At 27.2% G+C, this 22101-nt stretch carries 27 protein-coding genes and 1 pseudogene; all 28 read right to left on the minus strand.

The genetic code is table 11. From position 1 onward, the window contains the following. Positions 1–389: transposase family protein (locus TCEL_RS04715; protein WP_207636301.1), on the minus strand; the 389-nt coding region annotated here is incomplete at its 3' end. A gap of 127 nt (positions 390–516) precedes the next feature. Next, complete coding sequence (locus tag TCEL_RS04720) at positions 517–1680, minus strand: M20 metallopeptidase family protein (RefSeq protein WP_018661664.1); 1164 nt, start codon at positions 1678–1680, stop codon at positions 517–519. Next, on the minus strand, positions 1673–2188 hold the full coding sequence (locus TCEL_RS12765) for a S66 peptidase family protein (protein ID WP_018661667.1): 516 nt from the start codon (positions 2186–2188) through the stop codon (positions 1673–1675). The genes TCEL_RS04720 and TCEL_RS12765 overlap by 8 nt, the downstream gene beginning before the upstream one ends. A 63-nt stretch (positions 2189–2251) precedes the next feature. Further along, positions 2252–2577, minus strand: a pseudogene (locus TCEL_RS12770) (LD-carboxypeptidase); the annotation flags it as partial. Beyond that, on the minus strand, positions 2574–2942 hold the full coding sequence (locus tag TCEL_RS04730; RefSeq protein ID WP_018661671.1) for a tetratricopeptide repeat protein: 369 nt from the start codon (positions 2940–2942) through the stop codon (positions 2574–2576). The pseudogene TCEL_RS12770 and the gene TCEL_RS04730, both read right to left, overlap by 4 nt. A gap of 57 nt (positions 2943–2999) precedes the next feature. Next, positions 3000–3749: a flagellar hook-basal body complex protein gene (locus TCEL_RS04735; RefSeq protein ID WP_018661673.1), complete on the minus strand. Its 750-nt coding sequence runs from the start codon at positions 3747–3749 to the stop codon at positions 3000–3002. A 12-nt stretch (positions 3750–3761) separates the two neighbouring features. Beyond that, positions 3762–4514, minus strand: coding sequence for a flagellar hook-basal body complex protein (locus TCEL_RS04740; RefSeq protein WP_018661675.1), 753 nt, complete (start codon positions 4512–4514; stop codon positions 3762–3764). Positions 4515–4715: 201 nt separating this feature from the next. After that, on the minus strand, positions 4716–5153 hold the full coding sequence (locus TCEL_RS04745; RefSeq protein ID WP_018661679.1) for a DUF6115 domain-containing protein: 438 nt from the start codon (positions 5151–5153) through the stop codon (positions 4716–4718). A 9-nt stretch (positions 5154–5162) separates the two neighbouring features. Then, a complete protein-coding gene (locus tag TCEL_RS04750; RefSeq protein WP_018661681.1) occupies positions 5163–5894 on the minus strand; it encodes a FliA/WhiG family RNA polymerase sigma factor in 732 nt (243 codons plus the stop codon). Positions 5895–5905: 11 nt separating this feature from the next. Next, positions 5906–6577, minus strand: coding sequence for a flagellar brake protein (locus TCEL_RS04755; RefSeq protein WP_018661683.1), 672 nt, complete (start codon positions 6575–6577; stop codon positions 5906–5908). Then, positions 6574–7437, minus strand: a complete 864-nt coding sequence (locus tag TCEL_RS04760; RefSeq protein ID WP_018661685.1) for a MinD/ParA family protein — start codon at positions 7435–7437, stop codon at positions 6574–6576. The genes TCEL_RS04755 and TCEL_RS04760 overlap by 4 nt, the downstream gene beginning before the upstream one ends. 2 nt (positions 7438–7439) lie before the next feature. After that, entirely contained in the window at positions 7440–8486 is a 1047-nt protein-coding gene (flhF, locus tag TCEL_RS04765; protein WP_018661687.1) for a flagellar biosynthesis GTPase FlhF, read from the minus strand. After that, positions 8483–10549, minus strand: a complete 2067-nt coding sequence (flhA, locus tag TCEL_RS04770; RefSeq protein WP_018661689.1) for a flagellar biosynthesis protein FlhA — start codon at positions 10547–10549, stop codon at positions 8483–8485. The genes flhF and flhA overlap by 4 nt, the downstream gene beginning before the upstream one ends. 14 nt (positions 10550–10563) lie before the next feature. Beyond that, positions 10564–12378, minus strand: coding sequence for a flagellar biosynthesis protein FlhB (gene flhB, locus TCEL_RS04775; protein ID WP_018661691.1), 1815 nt, complete (start codon positions 12376–12378; stop codon positions 10564–10566). A gap of 4 nt (positions 12379–12382) precedes the next feature. Further along, on the minus strand, positions 12383–12652 hold the full coding sequence (fliQ, locus tag TCEL_RS04780; protein ID WP_018661694.1) for a flagellar biosynthesis protein FliQ: 270 nt from the start codon (positions 12650–12652) through the stop codon (positions 12383–12385). A 21-nt stretch (positions 12653–12673) separates the two neighbouring features. Beyond that, positions 12674–13432: a flagellar type III secretion system pore protein FliP gene (fliP, locus tag TCEL_RS04785; RefSeq protein ID WP_018661696.1), complete on the minus strand. Its 759-nt coding sequence runs from the start codon at positions 13430–13432 to the stop codon at positions 12674–12676. Then, positions 13416–13757: a flagellar biosynthetic protein FliO gene (locus TCEL_RS04790; RefSeq protein WP_040683741.1), complete on the minus strand. Its 342-nt coding sequence runs from the start codon at positions 13755–13757 to the stop codon at positions 13416–13418. Before TCEL_RS04790 ends, fliP begins: the two co-directional genes overlap by 17 nt. Before the next feature lie 9 nt (positions 13758–13766). Next, positions 13767–14225: a flagellar basal body-associated FliL family protein gene (locus TCEL_RS04795; protein ID WP_018661697.1), complete on the minus strand. Its 459-nt coding sequence runs from the start codon at positions 14223–14225 to the stop codon at positions 13767–13769. A gap of 2 nt (positions 14226–14227) precedes the next feature. Next, positions 14228–14974, minus strand: coding sequence for an OmpA family protein (locus TCEL_RS04800; protein WP_018661699.1), 747 nt, complete (start codon positions 14972–14974; stop codon positions 14228–14230). Continuing rightward, positions 14967–15776 carry a motility protein A gene (locus TCEL_RS04805; protein ID WP_018661701.1) on the minus strand — a complete coding sequence of 270 codons (810 nt, stop codon included), beginning with the start codon at positions 15774–15776 and terminating at the stop codon, positions 14967–14969. The genes TCEL_RS04800 and TCEL_RS04805 overlap by 8 nt, the downstream gene beginning before the upstream one ends. Beyond that, on the minus strand, positions 15773–15976 hold the full coding sequence (locus TCEL_RS04810; RefSeq protein WP_018661703.1) for a flagellar FlbD family protein: 204 nt from the start codon (positions 15974–15976) through the stop codon (positions 15773–15775). The genes TCEL_RS04805 and TCEL_RS04810 overlap by 4 nt, the downstream gene beginning before the upstream one ends. Before the next feature lie 13 nt (positions 15977–15989). After that, positions 15990–16907 carry a flagellar hook-basal body complex protein gene (locus TCEL_RS04815; RefSeq protein ID WP_018661705.1) on the minus strand — a complete coding sequence of 306 codons (918 nt, stop codon included), beginning with the start codon at positions 16905–16907 and terminating at the stop codon, positions 15990–15992. A 3-nt stretch (positions 16908–16910) separates the two neighbouring features. Beyond that, the gene (locus tag TCEL_RS04820) at positions 16911–17318 is read right to left on the minus strand and encodes a flagellar hook capping FlgD N-terminal domain-containing protein (RefSeq protein WP_018661708.1); all 408 of its coding nucleotides are present in this window, start codon (positions 17316–17318) and stop codon (positions 16911–16913) included. 16 nt (positions 17319–17334) lie between these two features. Beyond that, entirely contained in the window at positions 17335–18585 is a 1251-nt protein-coding gene (locus TCEL_RS04825) for a flagellar hook-length control protein FliK (RefSeq protein ID WP_018661710.1), read from the minus strand. Beyond that, positions 18582–19025, minus strand: coding sequence for a flagellar export protein FliJ (fliJ, locus tag TCEL_RS04830; RefSeq protein WP_018661712.1), 444 nt, complete (start codon positions 19023–19025; stop codon positions 18582–18584). The genes TCEL_RS04825 and fliJ overlap by 4 nt, the downstream gene beginning before the upstream one ends. A gap of 11 nt (positions 19026–19036) precedes the next feature. Further along, on the minus strand, positions 19037–20347 hold the full coding sequence (gene fliI / locus TCEL_RS04835; RefSeq protein WP_198010665.1) for a flagellar protein export ATPase FliI: 1311 nt from the start codon (positions 20345–20347) through the stop codon (positions 19037–19039). Next, entirely contained in the window at positions 20347–21099 is a 753-nt protein-coding gene (locus TCEL_RS04840; RefSeq protein WP_018661715.1) for a FliH/SctL family protein, read from the minus strand. The genes fliI and TCEL_RS04840 overlap by 1 nt, the downstream gene beginning before the upstream one ends. Next, positions 21083–22099, minus strand: a complete 1017-nt coding sequence (gene fliG / locus TCEL_RS04845; protein ID WP_018661717.1) for a flagellar motor switch protein FliG — start codon at positions 22097–22099, stop codon at positions 21083–21085. Before fliG ends, TCEL_RS04840 begins: the two co-directional genes overlap by 17 nt. Between the last annotated feature and the right edge of the window lie 2 nt (positions 22100–22101).

Consider the following 22101-nt stretch of genomic DNA (forward strand, 5'->3'; position numbering starts at 1 on the left):
TCAACAGACAAATTAACTCTTTTAGCTAAACTTGACATACTATAAGTATTAGTAAGCTCTGTTATAACGTACATAGATAAAAGATTAGTGATTCTATAATAACGTGGCAAGAATTCAATATGCTCATAAAATCTTTTACCACAAATATTACAACGATATCTACGCTTTTTAATAACGAGAATAGTAGGTTTTAAGAATAGAGGAATGTGTTTAACACGTTGTGTTCTATAATCATGAACTCTACTGGTTTGAGAATTACAACAAGGGCAAGTATGAGGTTTCTTTTTCATTTCTAAATAAATCTCAAAACAATTATCAGTATTACGTACTTTTGTTATAATAACATCTTTAAAACCTAGTAAGTTTTTGATAAAATTATTAATATGCACTTGTTGGATGCCTCCTTTCAGGTGGAATTATGTTTTGGTTAATTTTATTTTACCAGGCATCTAAAACAGGTGCATATTTTTTTGAAAAAATATGCTGGGGCTACGCCCCAACATTTATTATAGAACCTTATTTTATTAGATATTCACCGACAATAGAGCATTGTAGTCCACAACCTATCCATAAACAATCTTCATCAATATCAAAGTAGCTTCCATGTGCAGGATGTACTATTCCTTTATTTTCATTTCTACAACCTAACTTATAATATATACCTGGAACCTTTTCTGTATAATAAGCAAAATCTTCTACTCCCATGCTTGGGTATTCTAATTCTTTTAGTAAAAAATAATCCTTGTTTTTATTATGTATTCTTTTCATTAATTCAAATAAATTATCATCATTTTTGAATGACGGATAACCTTCTATTATGTTAATTTGAGCTGATCCTCTATACATTTTAGCTGTTGATTCAACAATAGATATAAATCTTTCCATGATCATTTTTCTTATGTCATTTCCTAAAGTTCTAATAATACCTTCAATTTTAACTTCTTCTGCAATTGCATTTGGGGCAGTGCCACCTGAGATTTTACCAAAAGTAATTACTGCACTATTAAAAGGTGAAATTTCCCTTGATAATATAATTTGAACATTGTCTATTAATTTTGCAGCAATAATGATAGGGTCTATCCCATCTTCAGGATGGGCACCATGAGCTCCTTTCCCCTTAATTAAAATATTAAATGGATTTGATGCAGCACTCACAATGCCTCTATTAATACCTACTGTTCCTGTATTTAAAGTTTCTTCTACATGAAGTCCACAAATAAACTGCACATTATCAAGTGCCCCTAAACTAATCATATCTTTAGCTCCGCCATCTGTTTCTTCGGCAGGTTGAAATATAAGTCTTACTTTGCCATTAAGTATTTGTTCATGTTTTTTTAAGATAATTGCTGCTCCAAGCAATATTGAGGTATGAGCATCATGACCACAGGCATGCATTAATCCTTTATGTTTAGACTTATAAGATACATTTTTTTTATCCTCTACAGTTAGAGCATCCATATCAGCTCTTAATGCGATAATATTATTTCCTGTACCTATTTCTGCTATGATTCCGCAGTTGTCATATCTTTTGTAATTAATACCATATTGTTTAAGTATATTTTCAACATAATTAGCAGTAATGTATAATTGTCTATCCAATTCAGGATGCATATGTAGATATCTTCTGTATTCAATCATTTTATTTTGAATTTTTTTTGCTTCTTCGAAAAAGTTAATCAATGAAAACATCTCCTTTTTTTATAATTAATTTATTATTTTTTATTTTAATAGGTATGTTAAAAGGAATAATTTTGTTAATATAATCATGTCCACTTTCTAAGCCTTTATATATAGGTTTATCTGTCAATTCTTTTAAATAATTAAAGATGTAATCTAAATTAAAACTCTTACTAATATCTTCAGGATCACATTTAGTAAAACTACCTAAAATTATTCCTTTTATTTTTTTTAGTATATTTGAATGGTAAAGTTGATTAAATAACCTATCAATTTTATATGGCTCTTCATTTATTTCTTCAATAAATAATATTTTATCGTCAAAATCATATAAGTATTTACTTCCTATTAATGAGCATAGAACAGTTAAGTTGCCTCCGACAATAATTCCGTCAATATCCCCACCTTTAATTGGTATAAGTTCATATTCTAGAACTTCAAATTTCCCTTCTAAAAAGTCAAACATTATTTTATAGTTATCAGGACTTTTGTATAAATCATAATTAAACATAGGACCATGAAATGTTGGAAATTTTAAATATGAAAAAGCAGAATGAAGTGATGTTATATCGCTATAACCTACAAAAATTTTTTTATTTTTTCAATAATGTCATATGGAATTTTATCAAGCAATCTTATGGTACCATAGCCACCTCTAATACAAAATATAGCTTTTACTTCATTATCAACAAAAGCTTCATATAAGTCTTGAAGTCTTTTGCTATCATCTCCTGCTAAGTAACCATGCTTACAATCTATGTATTTGCCTAATTTTACAACATATCCAAAACTATTTATTTTTTCTATTGATTTATCAATTAAAGAATTTTCAAATACAGCTCCAGCAGGGGCTATTAAAGCTATTTTATCACCTTTATTAAGTTTATTTATTAAATTCATTTAAACTCCCCCAGAATAATTATTTTATATAATTTATTTTCTATTAATTTTAAATGATCACTATCTATAAAGGATATTGCTTCTTTTATAGTTCTATAACTTGCCTTATAATTCTTTAATTTGTAATAGGAATAGGCTAAGTTTATATATGATTTATCAAAAAATCTATTTTTTTGAATAGATTTTTTAAAAAAGTCTATTGCTTCTTTAAATTGATTTAATTCTAAATAACAAACCCCTATATTATAATACAATAAATAGCTATTATTATAAGTCAATGCTTTAAAAAATAAATCTATAGATTTTTTGTAATCTTTTGTTTTATAATATTGAACTGCTTGATTATAAAAATCTACGTAACTCATACAAAAACCCCTTTAAAGTATTTTTTAAAATTATATACTTTAAAGGGATAATTTATACTATTTAGCTCTTAAATTGTTTGTAATTTGCCACATTTCTTCAGAACTTTTTAAAGCTCTTGAGTTAAACTCAAAGGCCCTTTGAGTAACTAATAAATCAGTTAATTCCTTAGCAATATCAACATTTGATTTTTCAATGTATCCTTGTTTAATTTTAGAATCTATTAATTGTGGGTTTTTACCTTTAAATAAACTATTACCTATAGGATATAAATCATCATCGCTTATAAAAGAATATAAATTTATCTTACCAATTTGTTTATCGTTGCAAATAATACTTCCATCTTCTTTTATATTTATATTATTATAATCAATTATTCCTTCACTTGCATTTTCATTAAAAATTATTTCTAATTTGTTCCCCATTGAATCAACAATGTTATTTTCTGAATCTATATGAAAACTACCATTTCTTGTATAAACAAAATTGCCTTCTTTATCAATAAGTTTAAAGTAACCAATTCCTTCTATTGCTAAGTCCAAGTTATTATTAGTTTTTTCTAATGCTCCTTGTAAATTATTATTTATAAAGCCACTAATTCTACAACCACTGCCTACATATTTATCTTTATCATTATTAATAACTGGTACTCCTAATCTGTCGATATTTTCTTTCATTATATCTGAGAAATTAACATCTATTTTTTTATAGCCATTTGTGTTTATATTTGCAATATTATTAGATATAATATCTATTCTATTTTGATTAGAATTTAGACCAGACATACTGTTCCAAATAGATCTTAGCATTTAATCACCTCATTATCTGTTAACGCTGCCTATTTCATTGACTGTTTTTCCTAAAGTTTCATCGATAGATTGTATTACCTTTTGGTTAGATTCAAAGTTTCTAACAACAGTTATTAATTCAGTGATTAGTTCAATTGTATCAATATTTGATTTTTCTATTTTTCCTTGATATATGTTAGATCTATTGTCTATATTTACATTGTCACAAATATAATTATTTTCATTTAATTTTTTCATATCTCCCGTAACTAAGTAAAATTTATATTCATTATCGGAAGTTATTATTTTATTATTATTAAATTCAAAAATACCTTTATCAATTTTTATAAAACTTTTATTACCATTTTTATCTATTCCAATAATTTTTTTATCATCTGTAGTTGACAGATAACCATCTTTATCAATTTTGAAACGTCCATTTCTTGTATAGTATTCCTTTTCTCCATCAGATACAGCAAAAAATGCATTACCATCAATCGCAAAATCCAAGTTACGGTTAGTTTCTTCTAAAAGACCTTGAGTAAAATCTGTTTTTGTTTCATCTATACCTATTCCTAAAGGCATAGTACCAAGTATTTGCTTAAAATTTTTTGTTCCAACTTTTTTATCATAGTTTTGTATTAAGACTTCATTAAATGATTTAAAAGATATTTTATCTTTTTTATATCCAGCAGTATTAATGTTTGCTATATTATTAGTTAAATTTTCTTGTTGTATTTGTCTTGAAATCATTCCACTTGAAGCTATATAAAGTCCTCTAATCATCTTTCATCCCCTACTTTTTTTCAAAATATGATTTTACCTCATCAGGATATACCATTCCAAGTTCTCTGGCCATTTTTTCAATTTTATATTTTGGTATATTATTATATGAATATGTTAGCATAAGCAAAGTAGATATAATTATTCCTATCCCTAGACCAAGAACAAAATCTTTTTTATTAAGGTATATTTTTATAAATTTTATTATCTCTTTAATCCTATTCTTAATAGGACTTCCCCCTTTCCTATTCTTAGTTTTGATGAAATTTCTTCTATAGACATGCCTGAATTGTAAAGTTCAAGTATTTTTTCATTTAATTTATTTGTGTCACTTTCTTGTTTTAATTCTTCATTATATAATGAGTGATTTATGTCAATTACCCTATTATTATCAGCAGTTAAATTTAGTTTGTTATTTATCTCTTCTATTTGCAAGTTTAAAGCAAGAATATTTTCGTTTATATATGTTATATTTTCTTCTAATTCAATTATTTTATTTTTAATATCATTATTTTCTTCATAGTATTCTATAATTGTTTTAAAATTATTTTGATAATTTTCATTATTAAAACTAGAATTATCGTTTAATTTTAACGAATATATTATTAATGATATTCCTATGATTATCAGGACTAAAGGCATATACCCTCCTTATTCTAAATAACTTAGTTTCTTTAGATTTTCTCTTAATCTTACTATTGCTCTACTATGAAGCTGAGATACTCTGGATTCTGTTATTTCTAAAACTTTACCTATTTCCTTTAGCGTTAATTTTTCATAATAGTAAAGTTGCAGGATAAGTTTATCCTTTTCAGGAAGCATATCTATTGCTTTTTTTAACATTAATACTTTTTCCTCTTCTTCTAATACTTTATCAGGTTGAGGGCTATTTTCATTTTCTATCATATTTTTGAAATGAATATCTTCATCATCCGATTTGTAAAAAATATCTTCAAGCGAAACAACAGATAAATAATTTATATATGATTCTGTTGATCTTATTTCATTAACAGAAACACCTAAATATTCAGCAAGTTCTTTTTCAGTTGGTTCTCTATTCAATTTTGCCTCAAGCTTTTCTCTTGCTAAGTTGAGTTGAGTTAATTTTGAAAAGGCACTCTTAGGCATCCAGCTAATTTTCCTTAATTCGTCTATTATTGCACCTTTTATTCTCAAGGTAGCATAGGTTTCAAATTTAATTCCCTTAGAAGGATCATATTTTTCAATTGCATCTATTAATCCTATTATACCATAGCTAACTAAATCATCAAATTCAATTCCAGGAGGGGTACCTATTATAAGCCTTGAAGCTATATATTTAACAAATGGTAAATATCTTATTATCATCTCTTCTCTCTCATCAAACTGCTTATAACATTTCAATTGAATCACTCCTATCTAAGCAGCTTACTTTGCTCTCTTAATTTGTTAAAAATAAATTGAATTATTTTATCTCTTATTTTTTCTTCGATTCCTTCATACTTTAAAGCAGTTTTAAATTTTTTATTATCTTCGGATTGTTCAACGCGTACAACAGAACATAATAAGTTTATTTCTTGAGGTATATTTAAAGATAGTATTACATAATCACCTATATTTAGCTGTTCATTTGTGATTATTTTTATTCCTCCACCACTTATATCAACAGTTAATGTATTCATAAGTCGACTAAAATACCCTGAAGGAATATCTTGTAAAGATGTATATACTTTATCACTTGGCAGAGCATAGTATTTAATTGGCATTGTAATTGGTAGCCTAAAATATTCTCTTCTTTGAACACGCTCTTTTACTTCTGGTAAGCTTAAAACCAATAAATTTACATTTTCATCTCTCTTTTTACCTAAAACAATTGATTTACATTTTACTATGTCTTTTTCTGTAGTCACAAAGTATTCAATAACACTTCCAGCATGAATTAAAAGAGGTCTACTATTATGTGTTGGGTAACTGATTAATATTCCATCCTTTGTAATATCTTGAACTATACTTTTATAAGTTATATTATCATCTAAAATTTCAATTTTTTGATTTATGTTTAAATTAATAACTAGATTAGTAGTCATTTCCCCACCACCTTAAGGAACTTATTTAAATAATCTAAAAATGAACTATATTTATTTTTGTGCTGAATACCTAATAAGTTAGATGCAATTTTATTTATACATAAAGAAAATTCTGAATTAGGATATTCTTTAACATAAGGAGTTTGTTTTTTTATTGCTTGTCCAATTCTTAAATCTTCTGTAATATAACCTAAATATTTAATGTCCTTTTGTAAAAAATTATTGACAGTATACTTTATTTTATTAAATGTTTCTTCAGCCTCATTTCTATTTTTAACTCTGTTTACTACTACGTTTATGTTTGAATTTAAATTATTTATATAAATTAATTTAATTAAGCTGTATGCATCTGTTAAAGATGTTGGTTCAGAATTAGTAATAATAATTACATCATCTGCAATTTCTATAAAATTTAGTACATTATCTGAAGCTCCAGCTCCAGTATCAATTAATAACAAGTCATAATTGGAGAATTCGTAAAATTGATGTATAAGTTGTTGTTTTTTTTCTTCATCTATATTATAGATCTTATTTAAACCTGAACCACCAGGTATTATTTCAATGCCATCTTCTGTTCTAATTATAATTTCTCTTAATGTTTTATTTCCACTAAATACATCAAAAATATTGTTTTTAGAAAGACACCCAAACATAATATCTACATTGGCCATTCCAAAATCAGCATCTAATATTCCTACCTTTAAACCACGTTTAGCTAGAGAAGTTGCTAAATTAACAACGAAACTAGTCTTACCAACCCCACCTTTTCCACTAGAAATTGTAATTACTTTGAACTTTGGTTTTAATAAATCTTGTCTTTTTCTTTCGACAAGTTGTCTTAACTTTTGAGCTTGATCCATGGCTATTCAGCCTCCAAAATCAAATTGATTATTTTAGTTTTTTCTGCTTCTTCTATATCATCAGGTACATTTTGACCAGTAGTTATATAAGAAATTGGAGTATTTGAATAATATATAGCTGTGACTAGTGATCCCATTGAGTTTGTTTCATCTATTTTAGTTAAAATCAAACTATTGTAATTTAAAATTTTATAATCTTCTATAATTCGTTTAATATCTTTTTCTTTTGTTGTCATGCTAATTACTAAATGAACATTATCTGGATTAATTTCATTAATTAGTTTTTTTGTTTCTTGAAGTTGCATATAGTTTTTGCTGTTTCTTCCTGTAGTATCAATTAAAATTATATCACAATTTGTCATTTCATTTAATACACTATTTATTTCATTGTTGGAATAAATTACTCCAAAAGGAACTCCAAGAATGTCTGCATAAGTTTTCAATTGTTCAATGGCACCAATTCTATAAGTGTCAATAGTTATAAGACCAACCTTTTTATTTTTATATAAAGAATATAAACTTGCTAGTTTAGCTATTGTTGTAGTCTTACCAACACCGGTTGGACCAACAAAAACGTGTATTTTACCATTATCTATATTGTTTATTTTTATAATTTCATCTAATATATTTTTAAATTCCTTTTCGTATATTTTTTGATTTAACTTTTTACCTTCATTTCTTTTTTTTATTTCACTAACTATTTCTTCTACTATTTCTTCTGGAATTCCTGATTTTATTAAATTAGACTTAAATTTATTTTTGCTTTCACTCTTCTTTTCATTTTTTTTATCAACTTGTTTGTTCATTGAAGAAATTAGATTTTTTAATTCTATTATCTCTTTCTCTAATTCAATTGTTTTAGGTACAGATGGTTGTTTTTTTTCATCTACTGCTGCAGTAACTTCTAATTTTTTTGCTTTAAAAAATCCCAGTAGTCCCTTTTGACGTATTTTTCTTTGACTAACAATAATTGCATCATTACCTAATTCATTTCTAATTCTATTCATTGCTTCATTCATGTTGTTAACAATATATCTTTTTATTATCATTCTGCTGTCACCATCCCTAAGGTTTCGATTTGGGCATCAGTAGGTATTTCATTCATAGATAGAACTTGTATTTGTGGGAATACCATCTCTATCATTTTTCTGAAGGCAGCCCTTATATTTGGTGAAACTAAAATTACTGGTATATCATTATTAAATTGATTAATTTGTATATTTTCTTGAATCGACTGATATATTTTTGTTGTAATATTTGGATCAATTGCAGGGTATGAACCGTGAATAGATTTATGAATATTTTTTGCAATTAGATTCTCAATGTTTGTATCTATGGTTAATACTCTAATAACACCTTCTTCATTAATAAGATTTCTACATATAGTTCTACTAAGTGCAATTCTTACGTATTCTGTTAGCAATTCTAAATCCTTTGTCATAACAGCATTATCTGCTAATGTTTCTAATATTGTTACAAGATCTCTAATAGATACTTGTTCTTTCAATAGATTTTGAAGAACTTTTTGTACCTCACCTATACTCAATATATTTGGTATAAGTTCTTCAACTACTGCTGGATAATTTTCTTTAATATTGTCTATTAACATTTTTACTTCTTGTCGTCCAAGTAATTCATGTGAATGTCTCTTAATTATTTCACTTAAGTGAGTTACAAGGACTGTTGTTGGATCTATAACGGTTATACCCATTAATTCTGCCTCTTCTTTTTTAGAGTCTGGAATCCAAACTGCAGGTAGACCAAATGCTGGTTCCACTGTCTTTATCCCATCTATAGGTATTCCATCTCCTGTAACATCTATTGCTAAGAAATGATTACATAAAATTTCTCCTTTTCCTACTATTGTGCCTTTGATTTTTATTCTATATTCATTTGTAGCTAATTGTAGGTTATCCCTAATTCTAATTGGTTGAACAATTATTCCTAATTCAACTGCACACTGGCGTCTAACCCCTGCAATTCTATCAAGTAGATCCCCACCTGATGTTACATCGGCAAGAGGAATAAGGCCATATCCAATTTCAATTTCAAGAGGTTCAACATTTAATAGATGTAAAACATTTTCAGGTTCTTTATTGGTTTGAGTATCAGCTTCTACATTAGGAATTTCAGATTCTAATACGTTATTTTCTTTTTCTTTAGATAATAAATATGCTGAAAATCCTGTAGCTGCTGACATTATTAAAAATGCTGGAGCTGGCAAATTAGGTATCCAAGCCATAAGGAACATAATAAAACTTGCAATCGCAAGAACTTTTGGGTAAGAAGTAAATTGAGTAGATAATTCTTTCCCAAGAGAAGTTTCACTTGTTGTTCTTGTTACGATAATACCAGAGGCTGTTGAAATTAAAAGTGCTGGAATTTGGCTTACAAGACCATCACCAACTGTTAATAATGCAAATCTTTTTAAAGATTCTAAAGCCGGTAGGTTTAAGAATAACATACCAATAATAATACCGCCAATTAGATTTATTATTGTTATAACAATACCGGCAATTGCATCACCTTTAACGAATTTACTTGCACCGTCCATAGCTCCATAAAAATCTGCCTCTTGTTGTAATTTTTTTCTTCTTAGTTTTGCCTCTTGTTCAGTGATGATACCAGCGTTTAAATCTGCATCAATACTCATTTGTTTACCAGGCATTGCATCAAGTGTAAATCTTGCTGATACTTCAGCTACTCTGCCTGCACCATTAGTTATAACTACAAATTGTATAACAACTATGATGATAAATAGAATAAAACCAACTACATAATTACCACCTACAACAAAGTTACCAAATGCATTTATAATTCGTCCAGCTTCACCTTTACTTAGTATAAGCCTTGTAGATGATATATTTAATCCTAATCTAAATAAGGTTGTTACAAGTAATATTGTTGGAAAGGATGAAAATTCTAGTACGTCGGTTGTAAACATAGTTAAAAGTAATATAATTAATGAAAAAGTAATATTAAATGCCAATAATATATCTAATAACGTAGGAGGTAATGGTATAATTATCATAAAAACTATAAGTATAACAAGTAGAGCAACAATCACATCTAAATACTTTTTTATAAAATTGTTACTTTTATTAAAGTCCATTTCTTTCACCCTCACTATTTTCTTAAACTGTATATATAAGCAATAATTTCTGCTATAGCTTGATATAATTCAACAGGTATTTCATCATTAATTTCGCATGAATAATATAGATTACGGGCTACTTCCCTGTTTTCAACAATTGGAACGTTTGAGTTTTTTGCAACCTCTTTTATTTTTAGTGCTAGATAATCAGTTCCTTTAGCTACAACTTTAGGAGCATTGTTATCTGCACGTTCATATTTTAAGGCTACTGCAAAGTGAGTAGGATTTGTAATTACTACAGTGGCTTTAGGAACTTCATGCATCATTCTTCTCATGGCAATTTCTCTTTGCTTTTGCCTTAATCTTGATTTAATTTGTGGATTACCTTCAGTTTGTTTTAGTTCTTCCTTGATTTCTTCTTTAGTCATTCTTAATTCTTTTTTTAACTGGCGTTTCTGAAAGATAAAGTCTAATATACCAATAATGAACAATATGATAACTAATCTTACTAATTGACCATTAATTATTCTTGATACTAGTGGTAAAATACCTTTTGGATTCAAATCTGAAATTTTTAATATATCATATAAAACTGATGAAATATATTTGTATGAAAAATATGAAATAACAATAATTTTAGCTATAGATTTAATTAATTCTTCTAACGAGCGTTTAGAAAACAATCTTTTAATTCCGTTTATAGGATTTAACTTTGAGAACTGAGGCTTTAGACCTTCTTTAGATATAACAAACCCAATTTGTGCTATGTTAGAAATAATACCTAATACCATAACTGTTAAAATAATTGGTAGGCTTGATATTAAACCGTTTTTTAACATATATATAAATAAAGTCATAACATATTCGTAATCTATATCATTCTTGTTTATTAATTTAAAGCTATTATAAATAAATGATCTACCAAATTCAAAATATAAAGATGAAATAACAATCATAACAATTGTTATTCCCATTAGTATTATTGCTGAATTTAAATCAATACTTTTTGCTATCTGACCCTTTTCGCGAGCTTCCTTTAATTTTTTAGGAGTGGGTTCTTCTGTTTTATCTTCAGTTGCTAAAAGTATTACCGGAAAAAGAGTAAAAAATTTAATAAAATCATTGTTTAGTCCATCAAATACTTTTATAAACATGTGTAAAGTGCCTGAAAATATAGAAATAATAGTTATTAGTCCAATTAATACCTTGATTGGCATACCAAGTAAGAATATATTAATTTGGGGTACGGACCTAGCAATAAGTCCTAATGTAAAATCTGTTATAAACAAAATTAATACAATAGGAGCTGCTAACTTTATGCCTATATAAAAACTCTTGCTAAAGAAATAATAAAAGGATAAAAATACATTTTCATTATTAATAAAATATCCTAAAGGAATTACTTTAAAACTATAAAATACTGCCGATAAAATAGTATGATGAAAATTTAATGTAAAAAAAAGAACAATAGATGTCCAATAATAAAATCTTTCAAAATTAGTAGTAGAACTATTTGTGTTTGGATCATAATATTGTGACATGGTAAATCCAATACCAAAATCAATAAATTGTCCTGCAATTCTAATAGTATTAAATATGAATAATGAAAGATAGCCTATAATCAATCCAATTAAAATTTCATTTAATATTATTAAAATTAAATCAAAATTACTATTAATTGTAAATGAAAAAGGTAAATTATAAACAGTTACTATCAAACTTGAAAAGATTAGTGAAAAACCAATTTTTACGATATTAGGTATATTTCTAAATGAAAAAATTGGAGAAATTATCATCATTGATGATACTCTGATTGCTACTAAAAAATAAACTAAAAAATTTTGCATTATATCACCTAGTTATTAAAATCATATTATTTATCATTGTTTGAATAAAGTTAACCATTGTTTTTAGCATCCATGGACCTAATATTAATAAAACAATAATTATTGAAATCATCTTTGGTACAAACGTTAAAGTTTGTTCTTGTATTTGTGTAACAGCCTGAAAAATACTAATTATTAGTCCAACTAGCATTGAAACTATCAATACTGGTGCTGCTATCTTCAGTGCAGTGAAGATTGCTTCTTTTCCTATATATTGTATAAAATTCTCACTCATTGTTAATCACCATCACTTTATTTATAAAAAGCTTTCTATTAATGTTTTAATTACAAGATGCCAACCATCAGCAAGTACAAATAGCAAGATTTTAAATGGTAGTGATATTGATACAGGCGGTAACATAAACATTCCCATTGACATTAATACACTAGCAACTACCATGTCAATTACAATGAATGGGACATAAATTAAAAAACCCATTTGAAAGGCTGTTTTTAATTCGCTAGTAACATATGCTGGTATTAAAATGTTGAAAGGTACATCATATTTGTTGCTTGGTTTGGATTGACCACTATATTTATAAAATAAAGCTAGATCTTTTTCTCTTGTTTGTTTTAACATAAAGTCTTTTAAAGGTTTACTTCCGATATTATAGGCTTCCTGCTGGGTTATTTTTCCTTCAGTGTAAGGCTTTATAGCTTCATTATTTATTTTATTATATACAGGAGACATTATAAAAAAAGTCATAAATAATGCTAAACCAATTAGTACTTGATTTGGTGGTGTCTGTTGTGTTGATAATGCATTTCTCAAGAATCCAAATACTATAATTATTCTAGTAAATGAAGTCATTAATAAAATAATTGATGGTATAAAACTTAAACTTGTTAAAAGCAAAAGTAACTTAATATTATCAACATACTCTTTTGGGTTTGTTGTATTATCTACAGAGATATTTACTTTAGGAACTGTTAAGTTTACTGGTGCAGCAAAAGCCAATTTTGATAAAAAAATAAATAATGTTAAAAAAATGAATATTTTATGAGTCTTTTTCATTCTTCATCGTCCCTCTTTTTAATAAATTAATTATATTTAGATCATGTATTAAGTTTCTATTATGAATTGTATTATTAATATTTATTGGCTCTGTTAGTTCAAATAGTAACTGGCAATTTGCATTAGAGGTTGACATAACATATATTTTGTCGACAATTTTAACTATCATTAAGAAACAATTAGGTCCAATTGGAACTCTATCTATTATCTCTATTAAGTTTGATTTATATTGATATTTATTTAAAAATTTAATACTGATAATTATTAAAAGAAGAGTTAAGGGGAGTAGAATTGCTATTTTTAAAATGTAAAATATATAACTCATTTTATTCACCTACTGAATAATGATATCTTGAACATATATATTTATTATTTTTCCATTTTGTAAATTATTATTAATTGAGTTAATCAATTCTGTCTTTATATTATTTAAATTATTTTGATTTGAAGTTGTTTCAAAGTCTTTAGAGGATTTAGATCTTAATATGTTTATTACAGCATCTCTTATTGCTGGAACTTTTTCAGGAATTTCTTTATCAAGTTTTTTATTTTTCTTGTCATAAGCAATTGATATTTTAAGTCTGATGTATGTTTTATTTTCATCTGATAAATTTACTACAAATTCATTTAAATCGAATATTTTTTCTTCGATTTTAACATTTTGAGTAGTGCTGTTTTTAGTTTTATCTTTAAAAAAGATAAAATAGCCTAATGCTAAGCCAAGTACAATAACTAAAATTAATGTAAATATAACTAATGTAATTAATAATTTATTATTTTTATTTTCGCTCATGTTTAATTACTCCCCTTATCCTTTGTTAAGATTAAAATATTAACTCGTCTATTTTTCTTTCTTCCTTCAGGTGTTTCATTGGATGCTATAGGCCTAAACTCACCACATCCAACTGCTTGTATTTTTTGAGGATTTAAACCTTTTTCTTCGACCAAATAACGAACAACTTTAACTGCTCTATCTGAGGATAATTCCCAATTAGTTTTATAGTAACCTGTGTTAATTGGAATGTTATCGGTATGACCTTCTACTATAATTTCATTTGGATATTTCTTTAATATATCAGCTATTTTAGAAAGAGTTTGTATACTTTCAGTTTTTAATTCCGCTCTTCCAGTATCAAATAATATTTTTTCCTGTAGTTCAATAATTACTCCCCTTACGTCTTCTTTAATAGCAACTTTAGTATCTAAATTCTTATTTTTTATTTCTTTAGTAATTTCATTTAATAGTTTTACTGTTTGTCCATTATCTTGGCTAATTTCAGACCTATTTTTAATACCTTCTCCTGGATTTTGATTAATAGGGATAGGTCCCAAATTTCCGCCATTATTTATTACTCCAGTTTTTCCTCCTAATGCTTTAGCCAATGACCATGAGATTTCTTTAAACTTAATTGCATCAATAGTTGAAAAGGAATATAAGAGGACGAAGAAGGTTAGCAATAGGGTCATAAGATCTGCATATGTTGTTAACCATTCACCACCTCCCCCTCCACTATTTTTATTTTTTTCTCTTCTCCTACTCATTTTCAGTCACCGCATTTCCTTGAATAATATTTTCTTGATATCTAATTCTTTCAGCAGGTGATAGATATGTTTTTAATTTATCCTCTAGTATTCTTGGGTTAACTCCAGATTGAATAGTTAAAATTCCCTCTAGCATCATTTCTCTTCTATTAACTTCTTGTTCACTTTTAAGTTCAAGTTTATTAGCAAGTGGTGTAAAAACTAAATTAGCTAGTAGTGCTCCATAAAAGGATGTTATAAGTGATACTGCCATAGCAGGTCCAAGTTTTGATTGATCTTGAAGCTGTGACAACATTTGGATAAGACCTATCAGAGTACCTATCATACCAAATGCAGGTGCTAAGCTTGCCCAAGATTTTAGCAAATTGATTCCACTCTGATGCCTTTTTTCCATTTCACCTATTTCAAGCTCAAGAATATCTTTAATTGTTTCTGGTTCAAGCCCATCAACAACCATTTGAATACCCTGTTTTAAAAAACCATCTTCGATTTTAGAAATTTCATCTTCTAATGAAAGTAGTCCATTTCTTCTTGCTTTTTTAGACAACTCAACGAAGGTAACAATTAATTCATCAGCTGGTATATGCTTATCAACAAAAGCATTTTTTAAAACAGAAGGCAATCTTTTTACTGTGTCAAATGGAAAAGAAATTATTACTGCAAATAATGAACCAAAAACTGTTATGAATAATGAAGGAGGGTCCCAAAATATTTTTAAACTACCACCTTGAAGCATACCAAATATTACAGCAGCAATACCAAGTAACAATCCCGCAGCTGTTGAGAAGTCATTTTTTTTCATTTTAATACCTCCGGTTTAGATAACATATACTCTCTCTTGAAATTAATAATTCTTTGTATAATAACATCTGGTTTTTCTAAAACAACGTATTTTTTATTTGTAGTAGTTGTAATTACTGTATCAGGAGTTGATTCTATTTTTTCTATTAAATCACAATTTAAAAAGAACTCTTTATTATTTAAAGCAGTCAGTTTGATCATATGTTATACCCCATTATCTTTTTAAATTTAGAAGTTCTTGTAAAAGTTCATCTGATGTAGTTATAGTTCTTGAATTAGCTTGGAATGATCTGCTTGTTACAATCATTTCTGTAAATTGTTCTGCTAAGTCTACATTTGACATTTCTAATATTCCCTGTTGTATAGTACCAAAACCTGGTGAACTTGCTGTACCTATTTGAGGTTCACCTGAGTTTGAAGATGCTGAATACAGGTTGCTACCTAATTTAAGTAATCCAACTGGGTTTTGGAAAGTAGCTAAAGCTATTCTACCAATTACGACAGTATTATCACCATAAATTGCTTTTATTAATCCGTCTTTTTCAATTGTAAAACTTGTTAACTTAACTTTGGTTGAAGGAGTACCAAATTCAGCTTCTAATGGTATATATATATCGTGTAGATCATTAAGTTTTGTTGAATCATCAATAGTACTTGGATCAATTTCGTTGGTATTAAGATTTGGAATTTGATTATTATTTATATCTATATTTTTATTAAGTGCACCTCTAACATGTAAACCTTCTGAAGTAACTAAAGCACCATTCTTATCAAGAGTAAAAGAACCATCTCTTGTAAATTTTGTTTCAACTCCATTGCTTACTATAAAAAAACCATTACCTTCAATAGCTAAATCTGTTGCTCTTCCTGTTGGTTGTAGTGCTCCTTGAGACATATTTGTGTCAATACTTGCAACTGCAACTCCAAGTCCAATTTGTTTAGCATTTGTACCCCCTATGTTTTCATTTGGAGCACTAGTGCCTTGTAGTGTTTGATTGAGCATATCCTTAAATGTAACTCTTGCACCTTTAAAGGCAACTGTGTTAACATTTGCGATGTTATTACCAATAACATCCATTTTTATTTGGTTGGATTTCATTCCACTAACTCCTGAAAAAAGGGATCTTAACATAAATTATTCCTCCTTTGTATTTAAAACACTTATAACATTAGAAACACTATATTTTTCATCTTTTGACTTAATATAGATTTCATTGCCTGCTACATAAACTGAATCTACTTTAATTTTTTTTATTGTATCATTATATTTAAGTTCTACTTCTTTACCTATAAGATTTGTCGCATAGTTAAGCTTTTGTGTTGAAAGTAATTTTTCAATAGAAAGATTTAAATTTTGCATCTGTTCTAAAGCAGAAAACTGTGCCATTTGAGCAATGTATTCTGTATTATCTTTTGCATTTAATGGATCCTGATTAGATAATTGGACCGTTAGAATTTGTAAAAAAGCATTTTTGTCTAATTCTCTTTTTATTGGTTTGTTTTGATTTGAATTAAATGCATTTAATATTTTGTTAACTTCCATATCCATCACCTTAGATTTAAATATTATTTATTAGCATTTCTTCATTTAATTCGAATTTAGGTTTATTAGATTTTTTAGTTGGTCTATAAAGGTTTTTATTTTTGTTTTCACTATCTTTATCATTAGTGTTAATGTTAATACTTACTGATGCTATTTTATAGTCTATAGCCGATATTTTTTCCTTTAAATAATCTATATTGTTGTTAATTATTGATGTAATATTTTTATTGTTAGTTGTTATAGTTGCTTCAAGTTCACCATTTTTATATCTTAAATTAATACTTATTTCACCTAATTCCCTTGGTTTTAACAACAACTTCATTTCAGTTAAGTTTTCGTTTTTTAATATATTTATTTTTTGAACTATAACATCTAATATTTCCCTTGGATTAGATATTGTAACTTCGTGTGTATTAATATATTTGAGATTATTTACGATAAAATCATTTTTGTTATAACCTGAATTTAGCAAGTTAATCTCTGAAGAATCACTTTTAAAGTCGTTTTTTAATTCGTTTAAAATATTTTTTATCTGATTTAGAGTATCTTTATTAGAATTTATGAATTGTTTAGATTCAAATTTTGTTTCATTAAAGGTATCTGTTATTTTATTTAAAGCATTATAATTTAAATTATTTAATTGATTAGGTTCATTTTTTGTTTCTATAAAAATATCAGTAATTTGATCTAAGTTTAATAGACTGTCTTTGTTATTGTTTAAAAATTCATTTTTAGCATAATTTAATTGATATGTTGACTCAAAAAGTTTTTCTTTCATAATTAGATCATTAATTTGTTGTTTAACATAACTTTGTATGTTATCAAATGAAGAAGTTGTAATTTCATTATGTTTTATATTTATATAATCATTAATATGTTTTAAAAACTTATAAAGATTGTCAGATAAATTACTTGAAATATTATCATTGAGTTTAAAATTTTCAAATATTACAGATAATGAATCAGCATTGGTAATTGCTGAATTTAAATTAATAAAGAAATCCTTTAAACCCTCATTGTTGTTTATTGTTGATAAAATGTTATTTTGTATGTTATTTAGTTCATTATTTTCGTTTATCAAGCTTAATATATTTTTAATCAAGTTATATATTTCTGTGTTGTTACAATCAATTTCAGTTTCTTGATTTGAATTATCGTTTATATAACTATCAAATATTTGTGTAAAATAGTCTCCTTTATCTAATTTAGTTTTTTCACTATTGCTAGAGATGAATTTATTCGTGCTAATTACATTTTCGATCTTCATGAATTCCCCCCCTTCGTTCTGTAAAAATTAATAATTGAGAATTCATCTATTTTCAATTGTTCAAGTCTGTTTACTTCATTTAAAAACAATTTATATTCTTTCTCCTTTAAGTTCTCGATTATTTTTTTATCTTTGTTTAATTTCAATAATTCATTTGATATTTTCTCTAATTCTTTTTGTAGCTGTTTTAATACCTTATTTTCTTGATCTATTTTATTTGTTAAATATTCTAAAAAGTTAATATAATTTTTAAATTCAACATGTGTAGTAAACACATTTTTCTGTAACTTTAAATTATTTAATTTTTCTTCAAGGGATTTTATTTCATTTTTTTTATTATTAATTTCTATCATTAATTTGTTATAATCTTTTTTTAAATTGTTTTCACAACGAATTTTATAGTCTAATACATTTTGAAGTTTAAACTTAAATCCATTCATTAAATCACCTACTAGTCAATTGACATTAATTGATTTGTTATTTCTTCAAAATTGTAATGTTCATCGATTTTTTGCTTTAAAAAAGAATTTATTTTATCAATTAAATTAATTGATTTATCTATTTTAGGATTTGATCCTTTTTGATAAGCTCCGATACTAATTAAATCTTCAGCTTCTTTATAAACAGCTATTAAGTCTCTTATCTCACTAGCTTTTCTATAATGTATTTCAGTTGCAATTTGGGGCATCAATCTAGATATACTTAACAATATATCTATTGCAGGAAAATGGTTCATTGCAGCCAATTTTCGTGATAAAACAATATGACCATCTAAGATACCCCTAACGGCATCTGCAATTGGTTCATTTAAATCATCACCGTCTACTAAAACAGTGTAAAATGCAGTAATTGACCCTTTATCAGAGTTACCAGATCTTTCTAATAGTCTAGGTAACATTGCAAATACAGAAGGTGTGTAACCTTTTGTTGTTGGGGGTTCCCCTATAGTAAGGCCTATTTCTCTTTGAGCCATTGCAAATCTAGTAACTGAATCCATCATCAACATTACATTTAGTCCTTGATCTCTAAAGTACTCTGCTATTGCAGTTGCTGTAAAAGCACCCTTTAATCTTAGAAGAGGAGGTTGATCTGAAGTTGCAACAACTATAACAGATTTTTTTAGACCTTCTGGTCCTAAATCCTTTTCTATAAATTCTTTAACTTCTCTTCCACGTTCGCCTATAAGACCAATTACATTGACATCTGCATCACTATATTTAGCTATCATTCCTAATAAGGTACTTTTTCCAACACCTGATCCAGCAAAGATACCAATTCTTTGACCTCTTCCACAAGTTAAAAATCCATCAATTGCTTTTACTCCAGTTGGAAGAATTGTATCTATTCTTTTTCTTAAAAGGGGGTTAGGTGGATCATTATCTAATTTATATTCAGCTTCAAAATTTATTTTAGAATTATCTAACGGTCTGCCTAACCCATCTAATATTTTACCTAATAAGTTTTTGCCAACTGGAACCGTTAATTGGTTTCCAGTTGGATAAACAAGTGAACCAGTTGAGATTCCAGTTATATCACCAAGAGGCATTAAAAGAACTCCATCGTCAGTAAAGCCAACAACTTCAGCATCTATTTGTTTTCCAGTTAAAAGCTTAATTTTACAAAGCTCACCTATGAAAGCATCAATTCCCTCAACTTCTATTGTTAAACCAATTACTTTTTTAACTTTACCTATATATTCAAATGTATCTGTACCTTTAAATTTATTTATTAGATTGTTATAGTCAATTTTAATCATTGACATCATTCCTTTAGTAATTTTTGAGCTATCAGCTTTATTTGTGTTTCTAATTTTGCATCGATAACGCCACTGCTTGTCTCAAGAATAAAGTCACCACTATCAAGTGAAGAATCGGCTAATATTGTTAATGTAGCATTAGATTCAATGAACTGTTCTAAATCATGCTGTCTCGATTTTAAAACCTTATAATCTCCTATTGAAGTTTTTAAGATAATGTTTTTTTTATTTTTAGACTTTGATAATAGTTTTTGTGCACAATTTAAAACAGCTTCATTGTTAATTGTAAGTTCACATTTTACAATTTCCTTTGCTATTTCTAGTGCAAGTCTAATAATATCATTTTGATAGTTAGATATATATTCTTCAGATTCTTTTTGAATGGTATAAAGATAATTATTTGCCTCATCGATAATATTTTTAGAGTCAATTATTGAAGCATCAATTCCAGATTGATAACCGTCTGAGTATCCTCTATTATAGCCTTCATTATAACCTTTACTATTTGCATCTTGATAAATTTTTTCTGCATTTTCTTTTGCTTGATTAATTATTTCTTTTGCTTTTTTATTTGCTTCGTCTATTATTTTTTGCGCTTCATTTTTAGCCTGTTGCTTTATTTGCTCAACAACTTCTTCAATTTTAATTTCATTGTTATTCCTTGTAATATTTAAAAACATTTTTTCTAATGTAGGTGGTGAAACTAATATTTTATCATTTATATTAGTTTGCTTTATAACGTTATACGATAATTGCATCATCACCACCCCTTGACATTACAATTTCTCCAGCTTCATCTAATCTTCTAATAATTGATACAATTTGTTGTTGAGCTTTTTCAACATCAACTAATCTAACTGGACCCATAAATTCTAGATCTTCTTTTAATGTTTGTGCAGCACGTTTTGACATATTGCTATATATAATATTTGCTACTTCTTCTGAACAACCCTTTAGAGCTAATGCTAGTACCTTCATGTCAACTTCTCTTAATATTCTTTGAATAGATGCGTTATCAAGAGAAATTATATCTTCAAATACAAACATGCTATCTCTTATTTTTTCAGCAAGTTCTGGTTGATGTCTATCAAGTTCCTCTAAGATTGATTTTTCTGTTGTTCTATCGACGTTATTTAGTATATCAACAAGTGTTTGAACGCCACCTATTGTTGCTAAATCTGATCTTACAACATTAGATAATTTTTTCTCCAATATTTCTTCAACTTCTTCTATAACAATAGGGGAAGTATTACTCATTGTCGCGATTCTTTTAGCTACATCTGATTGCAAGTCTTCAGGAAGCCCTGATAAGATTTGTGCAGCTTTTTCTGGTTGAAGATAACATAAAATTAATGCAATGGTTTGTGGATGTTCATTTATAATTACATTCAATAATTGTTGCGCATCGGCTTTACGTGCAATTGAAAAAGGTCTATACTGTTGAGTTATTTCAGATACCTTTTCTATTATCTCCATTGCTTTTTGTGCACCTAGGGCTTTACTTAAAAGATTTTTTGCATAATCAAATCCACCTTCTAAAATATAGTCTTTAGCTTTATTAAGATTAACAAATTCTTGTAATACTTCCTCCCTAATTTCTTTTTTTATTTTTTGCATATTAGCTATTTCAAAGGTTATCTTTTGTATATCATTTTCAGGCAATTTCTTTAATATTGGAGCTGAAGCATCAGGACCTAAAGTGATAAATAATATGGCAGCTTTCTGAACACCTGTTAATCTATCCTTATCTCTTGCCATAA

The organism is Thermobrachium celere DSM 8682 (assembly GCF_000430995.1).
GTDB lineage: Bacteria > Bacillota > Clostridia > Clostridiales > Caloramatoraceae > Thermobrachium > Thermobrachium celere.

Bases quoted from the DNA above. Each gene is read 5' to 3' on its own strand.
- TCEL_RS04745 (WP_018661679.1), bottom strand. From the start codon at position 5,153: ATGCCTTTAGTCCTGATAATCATAGGAATATCATTAATAATATATTCG.
- fliG (WP_018661717.1), bottom strand. From the start codon at position 22,099: ATGGCAAGAGATAAGGATAGATTAACAGGTGTTCAGAAAGCTGCCATA.
- fliJ (WP_018661712.1), bottom strand. From the start codon at position 19,025: ATGAATGGATTTAAGTTTAAACTTCAAAATGTATTAGACTATAAAATT.
- TCEL_RS04795 (WP_018661697.1), bottom strand. From the start codon at position 14,225: ATGAGCGAAAATAAAAATAATAAATTATTAATTACATTAGTTATATTT.
- TCEL_RS12765 (WP_018661667.1), bottom strand. From the start codon at position 2,188: ATGTTTAATTATGATTTATACAAAAGTCCTGATAACTATAAAATAATG.
- TCEL_RS04740 (WP_018661675.1), bottom strand. From the start codon at position 4,514: ATGATTAGAGGACTTTATATAGCTTCAAGTGGAATGATTTCAAGACAA.
- fliP (WP_018661696.1), bottom strand. From the start codon at position 13,432: ATGAAAAAGACTCATAAAATATTCATTTTTTTAACATTATTTATTTTT.
- TCEL_RS04840 (WP_018661715.1), bottom strand. From the start codon at position 21,099: ATGCAATTATCGTATAACGTTATAAAGCAAACTAATATAAATGATAAA.
- fliQ (WP_018661694.1), bottom strand. From the start codon at position 12,652: ATGAGTGAGAATTTTATACAATATATAGGAAAAGAAGCAATCTTCACT.
- TCEL_RS04755 (WP_018661683.1), bottom strand. From the start codon at position 6,577: ATGACTACTAATCTAGTTATTAATTTAAACATAAATCAAAAAATTGAA.
- flhF (WP_018661687.1), bottom strand. From the start codon at position 8,486: ATGATAATAAAAAGATATATTGTTAACAACATGAATGAAGCAATGAAT.
- TCEL_RS04815 (WP_018661705.1), bottom strand. From the start codon at position 16,907: ATGTTAAGATCCCTTTTTTCAGGAGTTAGTGGAATGAAATCCAACCAA.
- flhA (WP_018661689.1), bottom strand. From the start codon at position 10,549: ATGGACTTTAATAAAAGTAACAATTTTATAAAAAAGTATTTAGATGTG.
- flhB (WP_018661691.1), bottom strand. From the start codon at position 12,378: ATGCAAAATTTTTTAGTTTATTTTTTAGTAGCAATCAGAGTATCATCA.
- TCEL_RS04730 (WP_018661671.1), bottom strand. From the start codon at position 2,942: ATGAGTTACGTAGATTTTTATAATCAAGCAGTTCAATATTATAAAACA.
- TCEL_RS04735 (WP_018661673.1), bottom strand. From the start codon at position 3,749: ATGCTAAGATCTATTTGGAACAGTATGTCTGGTCTAAATTCTAATCAA.
- TCEL_RS04810 (WP_018661703.1), bottom strand. From the start codon at position 15,976: ATGATCAAACTGACTGCTTTAAATAATAAAGAGTTCTTTTTAAATTGT.
- fliI (WP_198010665.1), bottom strand. From the start codon at position 20,347: ATGTCAATGATTAAAATTGACTATAACAATCTAATAAATAAATTTAAA.
- TCEL_RS04760 (WP_018661685.1), bottom strand. From the start codon at position 7,437: ATGGATCAAGCTCAAAAGTTAAGACAACTTGTCGAAAGAAAAAGACAA.
- TCEL_RS04805 (WP_018661701.1), bottom strand. From the start codon at position 15,776: ATGAAAAAAAATGACTTCTCAACAGCTGCGGGATTGTTACTTGGTATT.
- TCEL_RS04790 (WP_040683741.1), bottom strand. From the start codon at position 13,757: ATGAGTTATATATTTTACATTTTAAAAATAGCAATTCTACTCCCCTTA.
- TCEL_RS04800 (WP_018661699.1), bottom strand. From the start codon at position 14,974: ATGAGTAGGAGAAGAGAAAAAAATAAAAATAGTGGAGGGGGAGGTGGT.
- TCEL_RS04820 (WP_018661708.1), bottom strand. From the start codon at position 17,318: ATGGAAGTTAACAAAATATTAAATGCATTTAATTCAAATCAAAACAAA.
- TCEL_RS04825 (WP_018661710.1), bottom strand. From the start codon at position 18,585: ATGAAGATCGAAAATGTAATTAGCACGAATAAATTCATCTCTAGCAAT.